Raw genomic sequence first — 18,368 nt, 5'->3', positions numbered from 1 at the left:
ATATCGAAATAGAAATTATTATTCAAACAAATATTCCCTATATAGGAAATTTATATTAAGATTAGGTCATAATTACTTTATTTTTCCAGAAAATTGAGGAGGAGATCCAATTGAAACAACAAGATACCTATAATATAAAAAGGGTGCATAATGTAAATGTATTGCTGCTAGCAGCTTTAGTTTTCCTTATCGTCATACCGATAATTTTTGAGAGGGGCCTTACTGACAGTATAGGAATCATTATTGCAGGTGCTATCGTTCTTCTCTTATCAGCTATAAATTACTTCTTGCCAATACCTGAATATTTGAAGGGGTTCCTTTTTGCCCTGCTGCCCAACTTAGTAATAGTGGCACTCTTTAACTTAGATGGTTTTGCATTGAACAAACATTATTTAATCCTACTAACGATTGCGATGATCACTCTTTATTTGAAAAAAGAATTAGTTCTTGTATTTAGTGGAATTGTAAATATTTCTTATATTTCCATGTATCTATTCAATCCAGCGGGTCTATTAGGAATTGAGCATGGACTAAAAGCATTTATTACCGTATTTTTTATCATCAATGGAATTTTGTGGGCTTTCTTTTACATAACCAAATGGGGAAGAGACTTAATAGAGGAATCTCATCAAAAGGAATTAAAAGCAACAGAGCTAGTAGAAAAATTAAAGATTACATTCTCTTCCATAGAAGAAGGCACAATAACATTAGAAAACAATATCAATCATTTTAATACAAATATAACAACAATCTATGATTCTAGTCATCATATCCTCGATTCTGTTCAAGAAATGGCTGCAGGGATCCAAGAGGAAGCAAACAATATCAGTCATGTAAATGAATGGATGGGAAATTCACTCAAAAGAGTCAATCAAACGATTTCCATTTCCCAAGGGATCGCAGAAGAGTCGGAAAAGATGAATGTGAAAGTCCAGGATGGCTGGAATAAGATCAGCCAAGTAACAGACCATATGGAAACAGTCAATTCTGCCATTAGTACGACTGCTTTAACCGTCAAAGAACTTCAAACAAGCCTTGAAACAGTGAATTCATTATTAGAAGGCATCAAGCAGATTGCAGACCAGACCAATTTATTAGCACTTAATGCTGCCATTGAATCTGCCCGTGCAGGGGAACATGGGAAGGGCTTTGCGGTCGTAGCGGATGAGGTGCGCAAACTGGCTGAGCAAAGTGCAAATATTACTGTATCTATCTCAGAAGTGACAAATACACTCTCCCATAAATCCAAGGAAGCACATGTAAAATCGATTGAAGGTGAAAATGCAGCTGTAGAAGGGCGTCATTTATTAAATGAAGTTTCATCCTTCTTTTCTGAGATAAAAGATTCGTTCCAAAATACAAATGCAGAACTTTCTAAGGGAATGGAAGAAGTTAAATTAGCAACAGATACTTTCACACATATTCAAGAGCAGATTGAAAATATTGCCAATATTTCAGAAGAGAACTCTGCTTCCACACAGGAAATAGTGGCAACACTGGAAGATGAACATCATCTAATTACTTCAATAAATGAAGCAGTAGGCGAATTAAATCATGTAAGCTTACAATTAAAAGATATGGTGAATGGAGACAAATGAAGCACGGGGACGGTTCTTGTGCTTCCATAAGGATGCGATTGATTTTAAAGAAAGCGGAAGAACCATCTCTTTGCTTTCCCTTAGAAAAGAATCAAAAAAACAGAGCTAACTCCAATCGAGTTGGCTCTATTTTGTGAATCAATCTTATTTCGCAGATGACAAGCACCCCGACTTTACTTTGAATTAACTATAGGACCTTTCTTACACTTTCACAAGGGCAGGAATGGCTTTGACGGAAGCAGGAGAACCGTCCCCATGCTTCCCGAAGAACCAAAAGAAACCGAAGTAGCAGAAAAACAAGAAAAAAGTGAAGATACAGAGGAAGCAGCTGAGGAAAGCGACACAAACAAAAGTGAAAGCTCAAGCGACTTTTCTGAATTAATTCGTTATATGGAGAAGGAAACAGAATGAACGACTACGATTCTTTATGAAAATGACACTCCACAAACGCATGAAATGGAAGGGGTTTCTGTTTCATTAGATGCCTATAAACTTGTTGAATTAATAGATTTCCATACTGATTTTATGATTCCTTTTAATGATCAAACGAATGGCGGCGTCATCATTGCCAAATATACGGTGAAGAATCAAACAGATAAAGATGCTTATTATATGCCTGCATTCTACTTATTTTTTACAGGGGGTGAGAAGCATTATAACAATTATCGAGTCCTATTGCCTGAAGAAAAACAGCTTCCAACAAAGCTGGCTCCAGCCAATGATTACTTAATTAAAGCTGGCGAAACAATTACTGGCTATTATACTTATCCATTTGGTGAAGATCATCTAAAGCAAGTATTGAATGTATCAACTGTAGCTATTGAAGTTCCTACCCCACAGTCTGTAAAGGATGACTTCTCTTCTACATTTGGAAAGGATGGAAAGTTCACACTTAGCCTGAATGAAAGTGGAGAGAAAAAAGTCGAAGGAAATAAAGGGTTTTATCAGGATCGAGCAACGATTGATGACTGGGGCACAAAGACAATGATCGAAGAAAAAAGCGACATTGCCAAAAGCGAACAACTAGGAAATGCCACTGTTACGCTAGATGGGTATCAATTCACTGATTTTGTCCCAAACGAGGTTGAAGCGCCAAGATTTGAATCGTTCAATAATGGGGTTGTCCTGTTAACTGTTAAATTTACGATTGATAATAAAGAGTCAGCAGAAATTGCACAAAGTTCTATCAACTCGAAGCTAACGGTTAATGATGGCTCACAATACATGCTCGATGAAGGCATGCTGCTTAGTTACAAATACAATGATGTAATCGCCCCTAGCACTTCAGGCGAATTGCTGCAAGTCTATGCTTTAGAAAAAGAAATGTACGAAAAAATTTGGAAAGATAAATCATTCGAACTTGAAATCGGACCAATGAAAGACAAAGAAGCAAAGGACCTTTCAAAGGGTAAAAAGGTGACGTTTACTTTAAAATAATTGGCGAAGCGCGGGGACGGTTCTTGTGCTTCCACAAATGTAGGAATGGTTTTGAAGGAAGCAAGAGAACCGTCCCCATGCTTCCCCCATCAAAACTACGTAATTACAAGCACCTGTATTTAGACAAATATTTGATCTAAGCCAAATTCGAATCCAGCTAAAATACGAACTGCAATGGAATCTTCTTTTGTATAAACCCCTTGAAATTGATATTGCTCACCTATTAATAAATGTATTTCTACCGATTCATTAATCGGATCAACAAGCCAATACTCCTTTACCCCTGCTTTTTCATACAGCTGATATTTCTTCCAGCGATCCAACTTAACAGATGAAGGGGAAAGGATTTCAACAATCATGTCTGGCGCTCCATTACAACCTTTATCATCAAGCTTTCCTTGATCACACACAACTGATAGATCAGGCTGAACAACATGAGTAATTTCATCATCTTGTTTGTTTTCTGCTAACAGCCGTACATCGAAAGGCGCAAAAAACACTTCGCATTCCTTCCCTCTCAGAAAAACAGAAAAGATAGTCGATAATTCTCGAAGAACCTGCTGATGCCTACGTGAAGGGGCAGGCGACATATTGAAGACTTCCCCATCAATTAACTCCAGTCTTTCTCCGTCATCCCATGATAAATAATCCGCATACGAGTATCTCCCTTTTTCATTTGGAATGGACATCAAATCATTCCTTTCGACTTCTACTTAGCATTATATTATCAAACGATAGGGATTCATACAAAGGATGAATCATTCAGAGCTGGCAAGCACCCAACCCTATTAAAGGATCTTTTCTAATTTCTTTACTGAAGCTTCATTCACACATACATTTTTGAAATGTGTCAAAAGGTATTCTTTTGCCTCTTCCCTATCTAGTGCAATGGAGTCGATATGATTTCTTTTCGCCCAAGAATCGTATGTTTCAAAAGAGGTGCTGCTCCAGCCATTCCTTTCTCCGTCTTCATTCTTTTTTTCCTGAATCCCTGAAATGACAATATCCATTGTCCCTTGCAATTCTACTAATGCATTTTCAAATAGCTTTTTCTTTTCCTTCTCCCGCATTTCTGCTTTCGTCCTCAATGCCCTTGTGTCAATCCCCTCTTCTTCATGAATGATCCTGTATAAATGCAATGCTTCCCTTGATACGTTCCCTTTGTAATAACGTTCTTCAACTGAATCATTAAAGCCAAGCACCCGTTTCACATAGGGAAGTAACTGTCTAGAAATGAGTACTGATTTTTTCTTCATAAATTTCCCGTACCCCGCCACCCCATCTACTGAAAACTGTGTCCTCCAATTCCAAGGATCAAACTCTGTCCCAGAATGCCATGATTCTTCTGTAGTAATGCTATTCAAAGAGGGATAATCAGGGACCAAAGGCGCCAAGGGCAGCAAACCAAGCTCCTCCACTACTTTCACAGCTTCCTCATAGGTTTTAATTTTTCCTTCCATCAGCTTAGCTCCTCTAACTAAATATTTTCCTTTTATCTTCTATAAGCATTCTAGAATTCCCTTTTTTAAGGAACTGCATGGACGGTTCTTTTGCTACTTAATTCTCCCTTGAAGGAAGCAGGAGAACCGTCCATGCGCTTTCCACTTTCCAGAAAAAAATAGAGCCAACTCAAATTGAGTTGGCTCTATTCTGTGAAATACGATTATTCCGGGGTGACCTTACTTCGAACTTATCTTCATATCTGTTATAAACCACTCATCATTCACATATTTCAACGTATAAATGCTCGTATAAGTCGTCTCTGAGCTCGTACCGTCCGCCTTGGTGATATCGAATGATTCCATTACTTCTACATTATATGTATCATCCGTTACTTTCACAGGTGTACCAATTGTATAATCTAATAAATCTAAATACGTTCCATTTTCAGTCAAAGATTGAGCGTAACTTGTTTGTTCCTTATAGAAAGTAGAACTATCTAAAATGTAGTAATGTAAACTTGATATATCGTCATAATTGACTGCAGCTGTGTATTCATATAAATAATCACTTAAAACATAGTTAATTTCTTCAGCAATCGCTGCAGCCGCTGCCTCAGCTTCCTGCTTTTCTTGAAGTGCTTTCTGGTTGGCTACTTCTTTATTCATTTCTTCCTTCGATGACTTGGTGAAAATAAGTTGTTCATATTCATCTTCAAGAATTAACTGGTTTCCATCTAGACGAAGTGTCGCATACTCTTCATCGATTTTAACATTTATATAATTAAAGCCCGCATAAACAAAATCTAATACTAATGTTTCGTTAGACAATCCACTCGTGAAGATTCCTTTATTGTTTAATTCTGCGTAATACGTTTCATCGCCATCTTGAATTGAATAAGTACCTGAAACATCATCAAAGCTTAAATAATTTGAATAAATTATTTTATTATGATAAGTGACAATGGAGTATTTGCTTAAGTCTTCTGATACAACCTGTTTTTCTTCCCCAAGCGTCATGAAATATAGTTTATCGTCAAGCGTCGCATAGGCTAAATTATTAGATACAAAAGAGAATTCATCGATATCACTTGATAATTTTGTTTTGCTTAAATACAGTTCATCATTGGAATTTTGATAAATAAATTCCCCTTTATCTGTTATTTTCATCGATTCTACGTCAGCTGCAACCTTTTCCTTTTTGCCACCATCTGCTAACTTATAGAAATTACTCTCTTCGTCTGTGTAATAAACAGTATCATCGTTTAGGGTAAAGTCTGTTACGTCACTTAATAATTTCTTTGCTTTTTCTTCTGTTGCCTTTTTTACAAAGACATTTCCGTCTGTCGTTAAGTAATAGATATTTTTTCCGTCTAACTCTACACTCGTTACTTCACTAGCAATTTTGTCCGTAGTTGAGCCATCAAGAGAAGAAGTATATAAATTAAAATGGCCGTCCTCTTCAGCAAAGTACATTAATTGATTATCTACTTTTTGTATAAAACTTGAACTAACTTCTTTGCTTGAAATTTTCACATTTGGATCATCATTGTTTTTGTAAAATAACATATAATCATCATTGGCATACACTAATTCTTTAGCGTTTAATAAGGTGAAATTCGCTACATCATTAGCAATGGATAATTCCTCACGTGTTTCTAGATTATACTTATGGAAATCCCCATCGTAACCTAAATAATAGATGTTGTTATCAATGACTTCGTATTGAGCAATCTCGGAAGCAATTTTTTCAGATTCCCGTTCTTTATTCACTACATATAAGTCACTTTCTTCATTTTGATACGTAATAATATTATTCGTATGATTGGCATTAAAGTAGGAAACGTTACTAGCAATCTTTTCTTTGTCTTGACCAGATGCCACTTCATATAATTCATCTTCTTCATCTATATAAAGTACTTTTTCCGTGTCTATCACAAATTCAAATTGTCCATTTACTACTGAACTTGCAATCTTTTCTTCCTCTTTGCCGATTGTTTTAATATATAAATCACCAATACTAAGGCCATCTTCATTTTCATACGCCTCACTATACAGCAAAAACGTATTCTTAGCCATTTCAGACAATTTCTTTTTACTTCCCGCTTCCTCACTGCCGCCGCTGCATGCAGTTAGCAATAATGCCATAATAAAAATAAGTATGGCAAATTTTCCCTTCTTCATATGTACCCCTCCCAAATATGGAAAATAGTAAAATTTCATTAGAACGAATGAATCAGTCCAATATGCCCATTTTCCTAAATTTAGAAATAAAAAGCAACAAGTTTTGCATTTTAATATAATAAAAGGAAGCATGGGGACGGTTCTTGCGCTTCTTCAAAGGGTGAGACTCTCCCGCCCCCATTCCTTTTCTAATATAGTCGGTGAAAAAAGTTAATTTTTAAAATAGGGAATTTGCACTAGGTTTTATAAGGGCTCAAAAATTTTTTAATCAAACGTTTGATTAAAAATTACTATTGTGGAAGCGTGGGGCAGTTCTTTTGCTTCCTAAAAAAAGAAGCACGGGGACGGTTCTTTTGCTTCCACAAAATCACTGACTTTCATCTAAAAAATAGAACTAGATCTATTACTTGCTAATTTTTGGATTATTTTGTTATAAACAATTATTCAGGGATTGATGAGCACTCGAACTAGCAGTTACACTTGAAAATGAAAAAGAGCCTTCTAGTAAACTTTTCTCTACGCTTCTTCTTTGCTCAACAATCCTTTGCTTCTCTCCTACTTAGATAAAAAATAATGAAAAATTCAACATGAAGCACTACTTTCTTAAAACACATTAACAGTGCTAATATTAGAAATACTTTTTCTTTTACCGTTAATGTTATTTTAATATATCACTTTCACCTATAGGTATTTCCTCCTACCGTTGAAACTATTTAAAACTCACCATTTATGAAAATTAAATAATAGATTCTAATATACTTATATTCTTTTCCTAATTTTATAAATATTAGCATTAGGGTTTACTATAAATTTACATTATGTTAATTTCAGTAAGGTTTTGGAATTATTACATGTGTTTACATAAGAGAGGGACCATTCTGTTCCATACATCCTACGATCCAAAAACAAAATATATGAAGGGTGATTAGACTAAGTGAATAATGAAAAAAGTAGTTATATCCAAAAACAGAAACTGAAAATTTCAATGGAAATTAAGGATGTTAATAATAAATTATTAGAAGTTTCTATTCAAAGTGGGACAACTAGCCCAGAGTATGAACAGCTTTCCGAAAAGCTAACATTGCTTTTAAAAGAGGAAACTCTTTTTAATCAAATGGACAATTATGTAGAAGAGTTATTTAAAATTTATATGCAAAGAGGCATTCAGCATCACGAAACGATTAAGATAAGCGAAAAACTCGATGAAATAATTATTCAATATCAGAAGTTAAAATTGATTAATTGAGCTTTTAGGAGATACATTCCTCGCTAGAAATGCATTCATTCCGCATTTGACTATCCTTCATCCTAGAATTATATTTTCAAATCAAAGAAAACTTATGTTGAGAATACAGATGTACTTCACATTGTTTATTAAAAATACCCAGTAAAAGAGAGGTCATTTATTTATTATGTTCGAAAAACTCAAATGGAAAAATATGAAGATAAGTTGGAAATATTGGATAACATTAGGTGTTGTTATCCTATTAGTGAGTAGTTCTACAGCAGTCGTGTCGACTCTACTTTCAGGCATTAAGGATAATATTAATGTGCAAGGACAAAGAGGCGATCGTGCTATTAAAATTACAGAAATGGGCTCTTTGATCCGCGCAAATCATATACGAATCATCACTTACATTCATAATGGGAGTCCACAGATTATCGATGATTATGAAGAACGTTATAAACAAATTGATGCGATCATAACTGAATTAGATGGAAGAATGTATACCGAGGAACAAATAACCTTATTCGATCAAGTGATTACAAATGCTGAGCGAGTGCGTGAGCTTTTTATAGAAGAGATTGTTACCTTAAATATACAAGCGGATAACCATAAACTATTACAATTAGAAACACAAGCGAATGAACTGCAAACGAAAACAGTAGAACAATTAGAAAAGTTAAAGACACTTGTTAATGACGATCGTCTAATAGCATTTAATCAATCTTTAAGTAGTGCAAAAATAGCAGACCGAGTACTACTTATATCTATTATTATTTCTATTATCACAGGGGGAACATTAGTATTCCTTACCAATCGGTTAGTATCCCGTAGCCTAAGTAAAGTAGTAGAAGTAAGCAACGAATTGCTGATGGTGATTTATCTGTAGAAAAGCTTGAATTTCATGGGAAGGATGAACTTGGACAATTAGGGCTAGCGGTTAATACGATGAGTGATAGTCTTCGTGAGATGATCTCACAAATTTCAACGATTTCGCAGACAGTTAATACCCAAAGTGAAGAATTAACCCAAAGTTCAAATGAAGTAACGACAGGGGCGGATCAAATTGCTGAAACGATGCAAGAATTAGCATCTGGGTCTGAACAACAAGCGAGTTCCTCTAGTGACATTTCTAACCTGATGCGTGGACTTAATCATAAAATCAATGAGACTAGTCAACAAGGCGATAGTCTAAAAGAAACTTCCGACCGTGTGTGGGAACTATCCAATAACGGAAAAGAGCAGATGAAACTTTCAACCATTCGAATGGAAGAAATTAATGATGTAGTCTTATCATCAGTGGAACAGGTTAAAGGACTGGATCAGCGTTCACAGGAAATATCAAAATTAGTAGATGTGATCCAGGGAATTGCGGAGCAAACAAACCTTCTCGCCTTGAATGCAGCGATCGAAGCCGCTCGTGCTGGGGAATCCGGTAGAGGGTTTGCCGTTGTTGCTGATGAAGTACGAAAACTGGCCGAACAAGTAGGGAGCTCTGTCAATGAAATTACAGTCATCATTCATGGGGTTCAAGAAGAAACAAAATCTACGGTAGATTCCTTACAGACTGGCTATCAAAGGGTGAGGGAAGGAAACAGCCAAATGGAGCTGAGCAGCCAAGCCTTTGACTCTATTAATTTAGGCGTAACAGAAATGATTGAGGGAATACAGAAAGTCTCCCAGCATTTAATGGAAATCAGAACAAGCAGTGACAACGTAAGAGAGTCTAGTGAAGAGATTGCAGCTGCTTCTGAACAAGCGGCGGCAGGGATTCAACAAAGTGCAGCGACCGCTGAGCAACAAAGCAGTTCGATGCAGGAAATAACAGGCAGTTCTGAATCACTCGCTTCTTTAGCCGAAGAACTAAATGAAATGATAAATAAATTTAAACTATAGGCTTAGGAAGAAATATTATTATTAAAGGGATAAGCAGTAAAAATTTAAGATTAATGGCGTTTAGATTTGCAATAATCAATAAATCCCCTGCTTCACCTTAGTGTCTGTTTTTACAACGATTAATGTTGTAGACCTATCAACATGTATAACTTGGAGGATTTTAAATTGAGGAAAGAATGGACGGAAGCCGAGCTCCTTTTTCTTGAGGATCATATCGGTATGTATAAACTATCCACTATCGCTAATAGATTAAATCGTTCATATGAATCCGTTCGGGTGAAAATGAAGAGACTGGGATTATCTAATACGAAACAACATACCGGGCTAGTAACAATCGGTGAATTAGCAACCATCCTCAAAGTAGATCGTACGACCATATGCGAATGGACAAAGAAACATGGATTAACTTATCTAAGAAGGACAACAAGAGAGTCTAGGCAATTCTATTTCATCCACCCAACCGATTTTTGGGAATGGGCCTCTGAACATAAAGAAAAAGTTCAGTTTTCCAAAATAGAACCACAAACACTTCTCCCAGAACCCGATTGGGTAGCAATTGAAAGGCAGAAAGATAAAAACCTAATAAAAAGAAGAAGCTATCAAATTTGGACAACGAAAGAGGACAATACTCTTCTTGAATTGCGTAATCAAGGACATACATTTAAGGAAATCAGTGTGAAGATGGATCGAAGTATGAATAGTGTGGCTAGAAGGTATGAAAGGATTCGTGAAGATACAGTTATAATGAAATAACAACCTTAAATGCTTTTCCAGCGCTTAATGGAAGTCCATTAACAGATCTTTTGCTTTTGCAAAAAAAATATCATCAAACAAATTAGAGCTAACTCATGAATAAATTGAGTTAGCTCTTTTACTTGCTAATATTTAAATCGATCTAATATGAATGAAGGCTTTTCTGGGATGATAAGTACCAACTAGCATTTATGCAAAACTGCAATAAAACCATCACTATGCCTCCCCATTATAATAGGCACCGATCCCTTCAAAAAAATCCCCCACCCCCCTGTCCCTTTCCACCTCAATTAGCTATATAGCTATAAAAGGGTGGTGCATATAAATGAATATTAAATCAGGCAATGTAGAACAGTTTCAGTCCTATTCACAGTTTCAAAGTCTTCAAGAATTTAATATGCATATTGAGATGTGGTTAGCGGTGCATAAAGATAAGCTTACAAAAGGGGAATTAGTTGGGTTGAAGCGGCTGATTCGCTTTGCAGCGAAAGTGCCAGGTGTGTGCAATGCGAAGATTGGAACCGTGTTAAAGGCTATTCACGAAGAGTTTGATGGAAATGGCATCTCTCGTTCGACATTTAAGAGAATGATTGCCAAGGTAAGTTCACTCGGTATACTAACAGTCTATGAAACGGAAAGAAGAAATGGTTCACAATCTAGTAACCTGTACGTCTTTCAATGTTTTCCTCATAGTGAACCACCTAAAAGGGAAAAATTGACCCCCCTTAATAAAACTAGCAATCTTTCTAAAACAAAGATAAAAGATTTAAATAAACGTAAAGAGAGCGAACTTGATCATACGTATACAAGTGATCGTGTTCCTTCTGCGTTCAATCAATTGGTTAAGTCTTTCTTTTCTAACATGAAGCAGATTGAAGAATTTTGGAGAATGACAACAATTGCTGCTTATCGTCATCACCGTGAAAATGATCTTGGACTGATGACTGATTTAGCGATTCATTCATTTAAACAGCTTATTCGAAAAATGAAGTCAAGTACTAAAGTTAGCAACCCTATTGCCTATTTCTACGGGATCTTAAATCAGAAATTAGAAGAACTCTATTTTGATGAGCTATTTGAGATGGGCTTTTCGACTGGACAGGAGCAAAGGAATTTAGACTTCTCCCTATTATTAGCATGAAATTGCGTTTAATTTCTGATGACAACGATTGATTAAAATCGTCATAAAATCTCACTTTTTGCAGTCAAATCATTCTTTTCCTGTCGAAATTTCAACGCTTACTACCCTTCTCCCTTCAGAATTATTATTTACTCTGTTCGCTGAAAATTCAGTGTTCCATTATGGTGGAATTACCCGGGAATACATGAGTAAAGCGCGCTTTCTGAAGGGATTACCAATGGAAAGCTTTGAACAGATTACAAATCAATATCAGCCAATGATTTACAAAATTATTTCATCTCTCCATATTTATATGAACAAGGACGAGTTTTACCAGATTGCCCTTATCGCATTATGGGAGGCTTACGAGCGATTTGATCCAGAGAAAGGGAATTTCACAGGCTATGCTTACAGCTATATTAAGGGAAGGCTTCTCACAGAAATGAACCATGCGAATAAACATTTTGACCATACATGTCCGGCAAATGAGGAAATTTTGCATTATGTAGAAGATGAGTCCTGTATCTGCCCATTGGAAGAGGATACTCTTCTTGCTTATTGTCAGGCGGCAGCTTTGACCGAAAACCAGACGAAGTGGGTGCTTTACACATATTTAAAGGGCTTCAACGTGAAAGAAATAGCGTCAATAGAAAAGGTGTCCTTATCAGCGGTAAAAAGTTGGAGAACAGGGGCTACGGATAGACTTAAAAAATCAATTATCGGAAATCAGCTGATTTAAAAGAAGCATAGGGACGGTTCTTATGCTTCATGATGGAAGTATGAGAACCGTCCCCTTGCTATAATTAGAATTTAATAGGAAATTTGATATAATAAATATATAAAATATGGAAAATGGTGACTAATATGGGGATTTCGGAAAAAATGATGGAAGATTTAGAGCAAATCAAAGCTCTTGCAAATCATAGTGAACAATTTAAACAAGAATGCATGTCTATTGAAAATGTAGTAAATGATTTTTGTTATTGGACAACAAAGAAAAATTTAGAAAACTATGCTAATGGTTATTCAATTTATAATGAGATGGGCTTGGAAAGTCAATTAAAAGAATATAATCCAAATACATATATGGAAGATGCATTTGACCGAGTAATTGTTCTGATTAAAGATGAACAATTGCGATTACGTGATGATAAAAACGCTTATTTTAGAGAAAATTACATCATGCGTTCCGTGTATTCCCTACGTATGATTGGCTATTATAAATATTTATATTTAAATAAGTTGGAAAATTTCCAGGAATTTATTAATGAACATAAAAACTTCATTAATGAGGGAGTCAAACACTGGGATGACGATTTATACTTCTTTAGCCCAAATATGAATGGTGGTTCTAAAGAAGTTTTTGAACAAGAAACCGTTTTTGATGATGAATTAATCGATATTGAATCGTTTATGATTGAACAAAATGAACAGTTGAAAAAAATAGCAGGGAATTCTGAACAATTACATCAAGAGTCAATTGCTTTAGATAATACAGTAGGTGACTACATATTACTGAAAAATGAAGATTATTTATTCATGTTAGATATTACCATTGATAAGGAATATCCGATTATGGATCGATTCAATCGAGAGATCAATGCTTTAGAAAAAACATTGCTGTCCTATACGCAATTTCCGAATGCACCGTTACGGGACGTATATATGAAACGACACACCTATTCATTACGTATGTTAACGTATTATTTTGCGCTTTATATGAAACGTGATTACGAAAGCATCATTGAAGCTTATCTGAACATTTACCCAGAAGCGCGTGAACATTGGCTAGAACCTTTATACTTCTTTAGCGATAAAATGAACAATGTTATACCTTATAAACCGCGATGCCCTCACTGTAATGAGCGCATAGAGACAGAATATACATACGGCTCGGCAAAGTTCTGTTCAGAAGAATGCAGAAGTGAAGCGTTGTGGTTATCAACGGAATTTGCCGTATTACAAGACATTGCAGGTATTACACCTAATGAAATGAAAGCCGTACTTGGTATGCATAGATGGGGCTTAAATGATTTTGCAGTGAAACTTGATGAAATTCAAGAAGTCATTGATAAAGGTATTGCCCCATCACAAGCACTCATTTCTTCATTTAAAACAAAAGAAATCTTTGATCAATTGCATACGAATTTAATTTCAAAAGATGTATTTAGAGGTGGAACTGCAGAACGTTTTAGAGGGTTTATTTTTGAAGACCTACACGCTGCATCAGCTTCCCTACGCGGTACGAAAACGATTGTTAATAACAATAACGGCCCAATCGATTTCATTATGTTTAACGCGGACGGAACAAAAACTTTCGGACAAGCAAAAGCGGGCTATGAAAACGCGTGGTTTGACGCTTCTAAATATGATGGACAGTTATTTGTTATCCCAAAAAATAATCCAACATTAAAGGCCAGACTTGAAAAGACTGGAAAAACCGTTATAGAATCACCTATCAGCCTTGATACGACTACTAAAGTAGCGGAACTTATGCAACTTGAACGAAAAATTTATCAGACAGTTTTTAATTCAACAGGTAAAAATGCACCGATCACTTCAACTGTCATTTCTACTGGCGGCGCTGCTTTTAAAACAGGCATTTATGGTGGTGTAGCGAGTGCTGGTTATTCATTTGGAGAATCCACTGTTGAATTATTATATGGAGAAATCACCCTGCAAGACGCTGGCGCACAAATCGCAAAAAGTGCATTAGTAGGGGCTGCGCAAAGTACAGCAATTGGCGGTGGTATGCAACTTGCGTCCATTGCTCTACGCGCTGCATCAAGTTCAAAAGCGGGGATAATGGTATCTACTAAAGTTGCAGGAGCATTAGCAACAACAAAAGTAGGCGCATTAGCAGCAGGCACTGCTTCTACAGTTTCGGGAGCATTAATGGGAACAACAGCCGGTTCAAGCTTACTTGCGGCATCAGCTAGTATTGGTGCAGGAGTTACAGCAGCAAGCACTGCAATTACGGCAACGGCTGCTTCGTTAATGGGTGCTACATTAGCTGCTACATCTGTGGGTGCACTTATCGTTGCATCTGCTCCAATTATGGTTGTAACGACTCTAGCTGGCGCAACACTTTCATTAGGAAAGCGTTTATTACGTGGCTATTAATAAATAAAGCGTTATTCTAATCAATTTTTTCAAAATGGAGTTTTTGCATTTACTGTTAAATACGGTTTGAATAGAATTATTTAATCAACCTTTATTCCAACCAACACTTAATCTACTCTTGAAAGCAAGAATGCTTTCTTCCTTTACAAAGAAAAGCTCTGAAGAGTTTATTCCTCTTCAGAGCTTTTCAAAATACAAGAAATAATCTTTATCGGAAGCACGAGAACCGTCCCCGTGCTTCGCTCATTCATTACTTAGTAACAATGCCATCCTTCACTTTATTGCCATTCATATCTACTAAATTAGCAGATTTGAATTCTACTGAGATCGTATCATTTGAATTAAAGTTGTTCGTCATTGTGATTGCTAGTTTCCCATTTTCAGCCTTCTTAGATGTCGTTTCAACGACTGTCCCGTTCACTTTAACGGTTACTCCTGTTACTGAATTGTTGTTTGCAATGGCTTCTGAGAAATCAACTGTTACGTTTTTGCTGCTAGTTACTGCAATCGTGCCTGCAGTTGGTGCAATATTCTCTTTCATTTCCTTTGAGATCGTTGCTTTGCCATTTGCTAATGTGTTGCCGTCTTTATCAAGTAATGATGTTGCTTCAAGTACATACATGCCGTTTGCTGTAATAAATCCTTCTGGCAATGTTACTTCAACATTTTTCTTTGAATCAACGAATTTAAGCTGTGTGTCAGTAGGTAAAACCTTTCCACCTAATGTGTAGTTTGATGCAACAAGTGCAGAATCACTCATTTCTTTATTGAAAGAAACAGTTAGCACGCCGCCATCAACTTCTACACCATCAAATGCAATAACTGCTTCTGGCTTAACTGGTGTTACTTCTAATTCAGGTGCAGTTACTGAAAGTGTTAAAGCATCTGCCACTTTATTTCCATATACATCTGCGACTACTTTTCCAGCAAGTTCAAATGTATACGTTGATTTCGCATCAAATGCATAGTTGATGGCAAGAACGTTTTTCTCTGTGCCTTCAATTTTGCCGTTTTGGTCAACATCGTAACCAAATGACGTATTTGCTGCTGTTAAATCAAGTGTTTCTGCTGATTGATGAACATCATTCTTCATTTTTAATTTTAATTCATTTGAAGCGTCAAGATCCCCTGCTACTACTTTATCATTAAAAGAAACTAGTAATTTATCATTTGTTTTGTTCACTGTTGCCGCTTCAAATGCTGGAGCTGTTCTGTCCGCGTGTAAAGTAGCTTGAGATTCTACTTTTTCACCAGTGTTTTTTGCTAGATCTTTAAAGCCATCAACAGCAATTGTTGCTTGCAGGAAGTTTACTCCATCAAGCACACCAGCTTCTTGTGCGTCTAGTACATACTTCGTATTTTCTTTTGTATCTTTTTTAAAGCTTGAAGCATAGTCCGTTCCATTGATTTTAACTGTTCCTAATGAAGATAGCTCTTCTGAAAAATGAAGCGTTACTTTGTTTCCATCGACATGAATCGATGCAGCTGGTTTCACTTCATCCTTCACTTGTGCTGGAACAGTAATTGTTTGTGTAATTGGGTTCGCAATATTATTCGCTTTATCAATTGCACCAACAATATCCACTTTGTATGCTTTGCCTACTTCTAATCCTGTTAATTTGATTGTTCCTGTTGCCAATTCATCCGTTGATTGTTCAACCGTACCATTTACAGAAATTGTACCTTTTGATTGTAATGGCTCACTAAATTTAATCACAGACGTTGCTGTTTTTCCATCCACATTGTATTCATATGTTACATCAGAAATTGTTGGTGCAACAGTATCTTTGTAAGTGATTGTTGAGACATTACGCTCTGTACTCACTTCATTGTTCGCTTTTGTTTTGATTGGTTCAACAGTGAAAACTAAGTTTTCTCCTTGCACATTGCTGTAAGTTAATGTAACTGTTTTCTCATCATCAGCTACATCAACAGTAGGAGCTGCTTGGCCTTCTAATTTAAACTTATCTGCTGTTACATCCGCCACATTCATTTCTTTATTAAAAACAACAACTAATTGAGTAGCATTCACTGCACTAACAGACTTCACTTTCGGTGTTACACTTGCTTCAAGCTCATCAAGCGTTTTTACTAATGATGCTTTCATTTTTTCATTTTTTGCTTGTTTCATATATTTAGCTGCTTCAGCTAAATGTTTATCAGCTGTTTCTGTATCATTCGCATCTAAAGCTTTTTTCGCTAGATCTAATTCAATTTTTGTAGATACTTCATATTTTACGCTGTCACGTACTGCTTCAGCCGATTTTTTATAATTGTTACGAATTTCATCACGTGTTGTTTGTCCATATACACGGTCTAAAAGGATCGCTTGTTTACGAATTTCAGTTGAAAGCTCATGGTAAGCCGCTTCTGTTTTGTCATCGATTACGTTCTTTGCAATTTGTCCTTCAAGTGCTGCTTTCTTCACGCTGATCTTTTCGCCAGCTGTAATTGCATCGATGTAGTACATTGTACGATTAATATGAAGATTTACGTTTTGCTCGATGTCTGCAAGGTAGCCAGCTCTTTGAGCAGCCGGTAAAGTCTTAACTGCAGCTACTGCTTTATCACGCGCAACCTTTGCCGCATTATATTGTGCCCATGGACGAGTTGTTCCATCCGCAGAACCTTCTGTTGAGATTGCCCATTTTAATACCGTACCCGCATCCTTAGCTTTCTTTACTGATGATTGTACGTCTTTCGCTGATGCAGCGTCTGCGCCAATTGGTGATGTTGCTACAAATGCTGATGCTGCGATTGCTGATGCGCCTAGTACTTTAATTGCTTTATTTTTATTCAAATGAGAATCCCCCTAGAAGTTATGTTTGTTTTATTTAATAATCGATATAATTGCGTTTGTGTCAGCCGTTGTTTCATCTTCTCGGCCTCACGAGATATATCATAAAACATTTTTGGGGATTGGGATATGTAAAATTATTTCCAGATTATCCATTTGGATTGAACAATCGTTAGCATGGAAAAATCCTGCATAACATTACAGAAATGTTATAAAAGAATATTTATACACTGAGTAAAATATGGAATTAGATTAAAAGAAAGTAACAAACACTGTATGGATATTAGTGATATACTATCATTAAATTTTTTAAACGGAGGTATAGAGATGAAATTTCCTAGTATAATTCACTGGTTAATAATTATTATTGCCTTTCTAGGGTCAGGCATAATTATCTATGCAATGTTTAAAGCCCCTAGTGGTGATGAAATCATATTTGCCCATGCTGGACTAATTTTCGGACTAGTTTCGATTATATTTGCAACTCTATCAGAAGTATTAAGTAATAAATTTACTGATAAGATGAAAACCGAACTAAACGAAATAAGAAGTCAATTAAATAAAATAGAAGAATCATTGATTGATTTTGATAACAGTACAAAAGTTTGTACTCAAAAAAGACTACAGGAAATTGAAAATATGCTTGTTGATATTAAAAAAAATGATAAGCAGAATATTAAAATCACCCTTTTCTCTTTTAATGATTACGGCCATCAAAATGTACCACCTTTGACATATTTTTTACCACCGAATGACAAGAAATGTACCAGTCAATGCCATGCGTTTACCACTTCAT

Annotated in this window: 15 protein-coding genes and 1 pseudogene; 12 read left to right on the top strand and 4 right to left on the bottom strand. The window is 36.0% G+C overall.

Annotated features, from left to right (window positions below; translation table 11 throughout):
- Window positions 1-110: 110 nt before the first annotated feature.
- The 3 genes from J2Z40_RS13735 (at window position 111) to J2Z40_RS13730 (ending at window position 3,035) form a co-directional block, all read left to right on the top strand.
- Window positions 111-1,598, top strand: a complete 1,488-nt coding sequence (locus J2Z40_RS13735; RefSeq protein WP_066398020.1) for a methyl-accepting chemotaxis protein — start codon at window positions 111-113, stop codon at window positions 1,596-1,598.
- A 255-nt stretch (window positions 1,599-1,853) separates the two neighbouring features.
- Window positions 1,854-2,009 (top strand): hypothetical protein, encoded by a 156-nt coding sequence (locus J2Z40_RS19850; protein WP_245350106.1) that lies wholly within the window; start codon window positions 1,854-1,856, stop codon window positions 2,007-2,009.
- Window positions 2,010-2,018: 9 nt separating this feature from the next.
- Entirely contained in the window at window positions 2,019-3,035 is a 1,017-nt protein-coding gene (locus J2Z40_RS13730; protein ID WP_342590339.1) for a DUF5068 domain-containing protein, read from the top strand.
- 119 nt (window positions 3,036-3,154) lie between these two features.
- On the opposite strand, the gene J2Z40_RS13725 is transcribed toward J2Z40_RS13730, so the two are convergent.
- The 3 genes from J2Z40_RS13725 to J2Z40_RS13715 all read right to left on the bottom strand — a co-directional run bounded on the left by J2Z40_RS13725 (window position 3,155) and on the right by J2Z40_RS13715 (window position 6,658).
- Window positions 3,155-3,724, bottom strand: coding sequence for a Uma2 family endonuclease (locus J2Z40_RS13725; RefSeq protein WP_066398026.1), 570 nt, complete (start codon window positions 3,722-3,724; stop codon window positions 3,155-3,157).
- A gap of 99 nt (window positions 3,725-3,823) precedes the next feature.
- Window positions 3,824-4,495, bottom strand: a complete 672-nt coding sequence (locus J2Z40_RS13720) for an AlkZ-related protein (protein WP_066398028.1) — start codon at window positions 4,493-4,495, stop codon at window positions 3,824-3,826.
- 219 nt (window positions 4,496-4,714) lie between these two features.
- Window positions 4,715-6,658: a TcaA NTF2-like domain-containing protein gene (locus tag J2Z40_RS13715; protein ID WP_066398030.1), complete on the bottom strand. Its 1,944-nt coding sequence runs from the start codon at window positions 6,656-6,658 to the stop codon at window positions 4,715-4,717.
- A 934-nt stretch (window positions 6,659-7,592) separates the two neighbouring features.
- Between J2Z40_RS13715 and J2Z40_RS20125 the strand changes: the two genes are divergently transcribed.
- From J2Z40_RS20125 to J2Z40_RS13675, 8 genes and pseudogenes are all read left to right on the top strand, one after another.
- Window positions 7,593-7,904 (top strand): Spo0E family sporulation regulatory protein-aspartic acid phosphatase, encoded by a 312-nt coding sequence (locus tag J2Z40_RS20125; protein WP_066398032.1) that lies wholly within the window; start codon window positions 7,593-7,595, stop codon window positions 7,902-7,904.
- 193 nt (window positions 7,905-8,097) lie between these two features.
- Window positions 8,098-8,772, top strand: coding sequence for a hypothetical protein (locus J2Z40_RS13705; RefSeq protein WP_157087857.1), 675 nt, complete (start codon window positions 8,098-8,100; stop codon window positions 8,770-8,772).
- Window positions 8,748-8,801, top strand: a pseudogene (locus J2Z40_RS20170) (hypothetical protein); the annotation flags it as partial. The gene J2Z40_RS13705 and the pseudogene J2Z40_RS20170, both read left to right, overlap by 25 nt.
- A gap of 30 nt (window positions 8,802-8,831) precedes the next feature.
- Window positions 8,832-9,779: a methyl-accepting chemotaxis protein gene (locus tag J2Z40_RS13695; RefSeq protein WP_083954028.1), complete on the top strand. Its 948-nt coding sequence runs from the start codon at window positions 8,832-8,834 to the stop codon at window positions 9,777-9,779.
- Between the two features lie 165 nt (window positions 9,780-9,944).
- A complete protein-coding gene (locus tag J2Z40_RS13690; RefSeq protein WP_083953970.1) occupies window positions 9,945-10,532 on the top strand; it encodes a hypothetical protein in 588 nt (195 codons plus the stop codon).
- A 325-nt stretch (window positions 10,533-10,857) separates the two neighbouring features.
- Window positions 10,858-11,673 carry a hypothetical protein gene (locus tag J2Z40_RS13685; RefSeq protein ID WP_066398038.1) on the top strand — a complete coding sequence of 272 codons (816 nt, stop codon included), beginning with the start codon at window positions 10,858-10,860 and terminating at the stop codon, window positions 11,671-11,673.
- 217 nt (window positions 11,674-11,890) lie between these two features.
- On the top strand, window positions 11,891-12,391 hold the full coding sequence (locus J2Z40_RS13680; protein WP_066398041.1) for a sigma-70 family RNA polymerase sigma factor: 501 nt from the start codon (window positions 11,891-11,893) through the stop codon (window positions 12,389-12,391).
- A 143-nt stretch (window positions 12,392-12,534) separates the two neighbouring features.
- Window positions 12,535-14,775: a hypothetical protein gene (locus tag J2Z40_RS13675; RefSeq protein WP_157087858.1), complete on the top strand. Its 2,241-nt coding sequence runs from the start codon at window positions 12,535-12,537 to the stop codon at window positions 14,773-14,775.
- A gap of 250 nt (window positions 14,776-15,025) precedes the next feature.
- Here J2Z40_RS13675 and J2Z40_RS13670 read toward each other — a convergent pair whose 3' ends face one another.
- Entirely contained in the window at window positions 15,026-17,575 is a 2,550-nt protein-coding gene (locus tag J2Z40_RS13670; RefSeq protein ID WP_066398045.1) for an Ig-like domain-containing protein, read from the bottom strand.
- Between the two features lie 324 nt (window positions 17,576-17,899).
- On the opposite strand from J2Z40_RS13670, the gene J2Z40_RS13665 reads away from it, so the two are divergent.
- On the top strand, window positions 17,900-18,368 hold a 469-nt coding region (locus J2Z40_RS13665; protein WP_209795156.1), incomplete at its 3' end, for a hypothetical protein.

Origin of the sequence: Cytobacillus eiseniae, assembly GCF_017874625.1 — a bacterium.
Classification (GTDB): Bacteria; Bacillota; Bacilli; order Bacillales; family Cytobacillaceae; genus Cytobacillus; species Cytobacillus eiseniae.
This window is presented reverse-complemented; position numbering and strand designations above follow the sequence as displayed.

Bases quoted from the DNA above. Each gene is read 5' to 3' on its own strand.
- J2Z40_RS19850 (WP_245350106.1), top strand. From the start codon at position 1,854: ATGCTTCCCGAAGAACCAAAAGAAACCGAAGTAGCAGAAAAACAAGAA.
- J2Z40_RS13725 (WP_066398026.1), bottom strand. From the start codon at position 3,724: ATGTCCATTCCAAATGAAAAAGGGAGATACTCGTATGCGGATTATTTA.
- J2Z40_RS13720 (WP_066398028.1), bottom strand. From the start codon at position 4,495: ATGGAAGGAAAAATTAAAACCTATGAGGAAGCTGTGAAAGTAGTGGAG.
- J2Z40_RS13715 (WP_066398030.1), bottom strand. From the start codon at position 6,658: ATGAAGAAGGGAAAATTTGCCATACTTATTTTTATTATGGCATTATTG.
- J2Z40_RS13705 (WP_157087857.1), top strand. From the start codon at position 8,098: ATGAAGATAAGTTGGAAATATTGGATAACATTAGGTGTTGTTATCCTA.
- J2Z40_RS13695 (WP_083954028.1), top strand. From the start codon at position 8,832: ATGAGTGATAGTCTTCGTGAGATGATCTCACAAATTTCAACGATTTCG.
- J2Z40_RS13685 (WP_066398038.1), top strand. From the start codon at position 10,858: ATGAATATTAAATCAGGCAATGTAGAACAGTTTCAGTCCTATTCACAG.
- J2Z40_RS13680 (WP_066398041.1), top strand. From the start codon at position 11,891: ATGGAAAGCTTTGAACAGATTACAAATCAATATCAGCCAATGATTTAC.
- J2Z40_RS13675 (WP_157087858.1), top strand. From the start codon at position 12,535: ATGATGGAAGATTTAGAGCAAATCAAAGCTCTTGCAAATCATAGTGAA.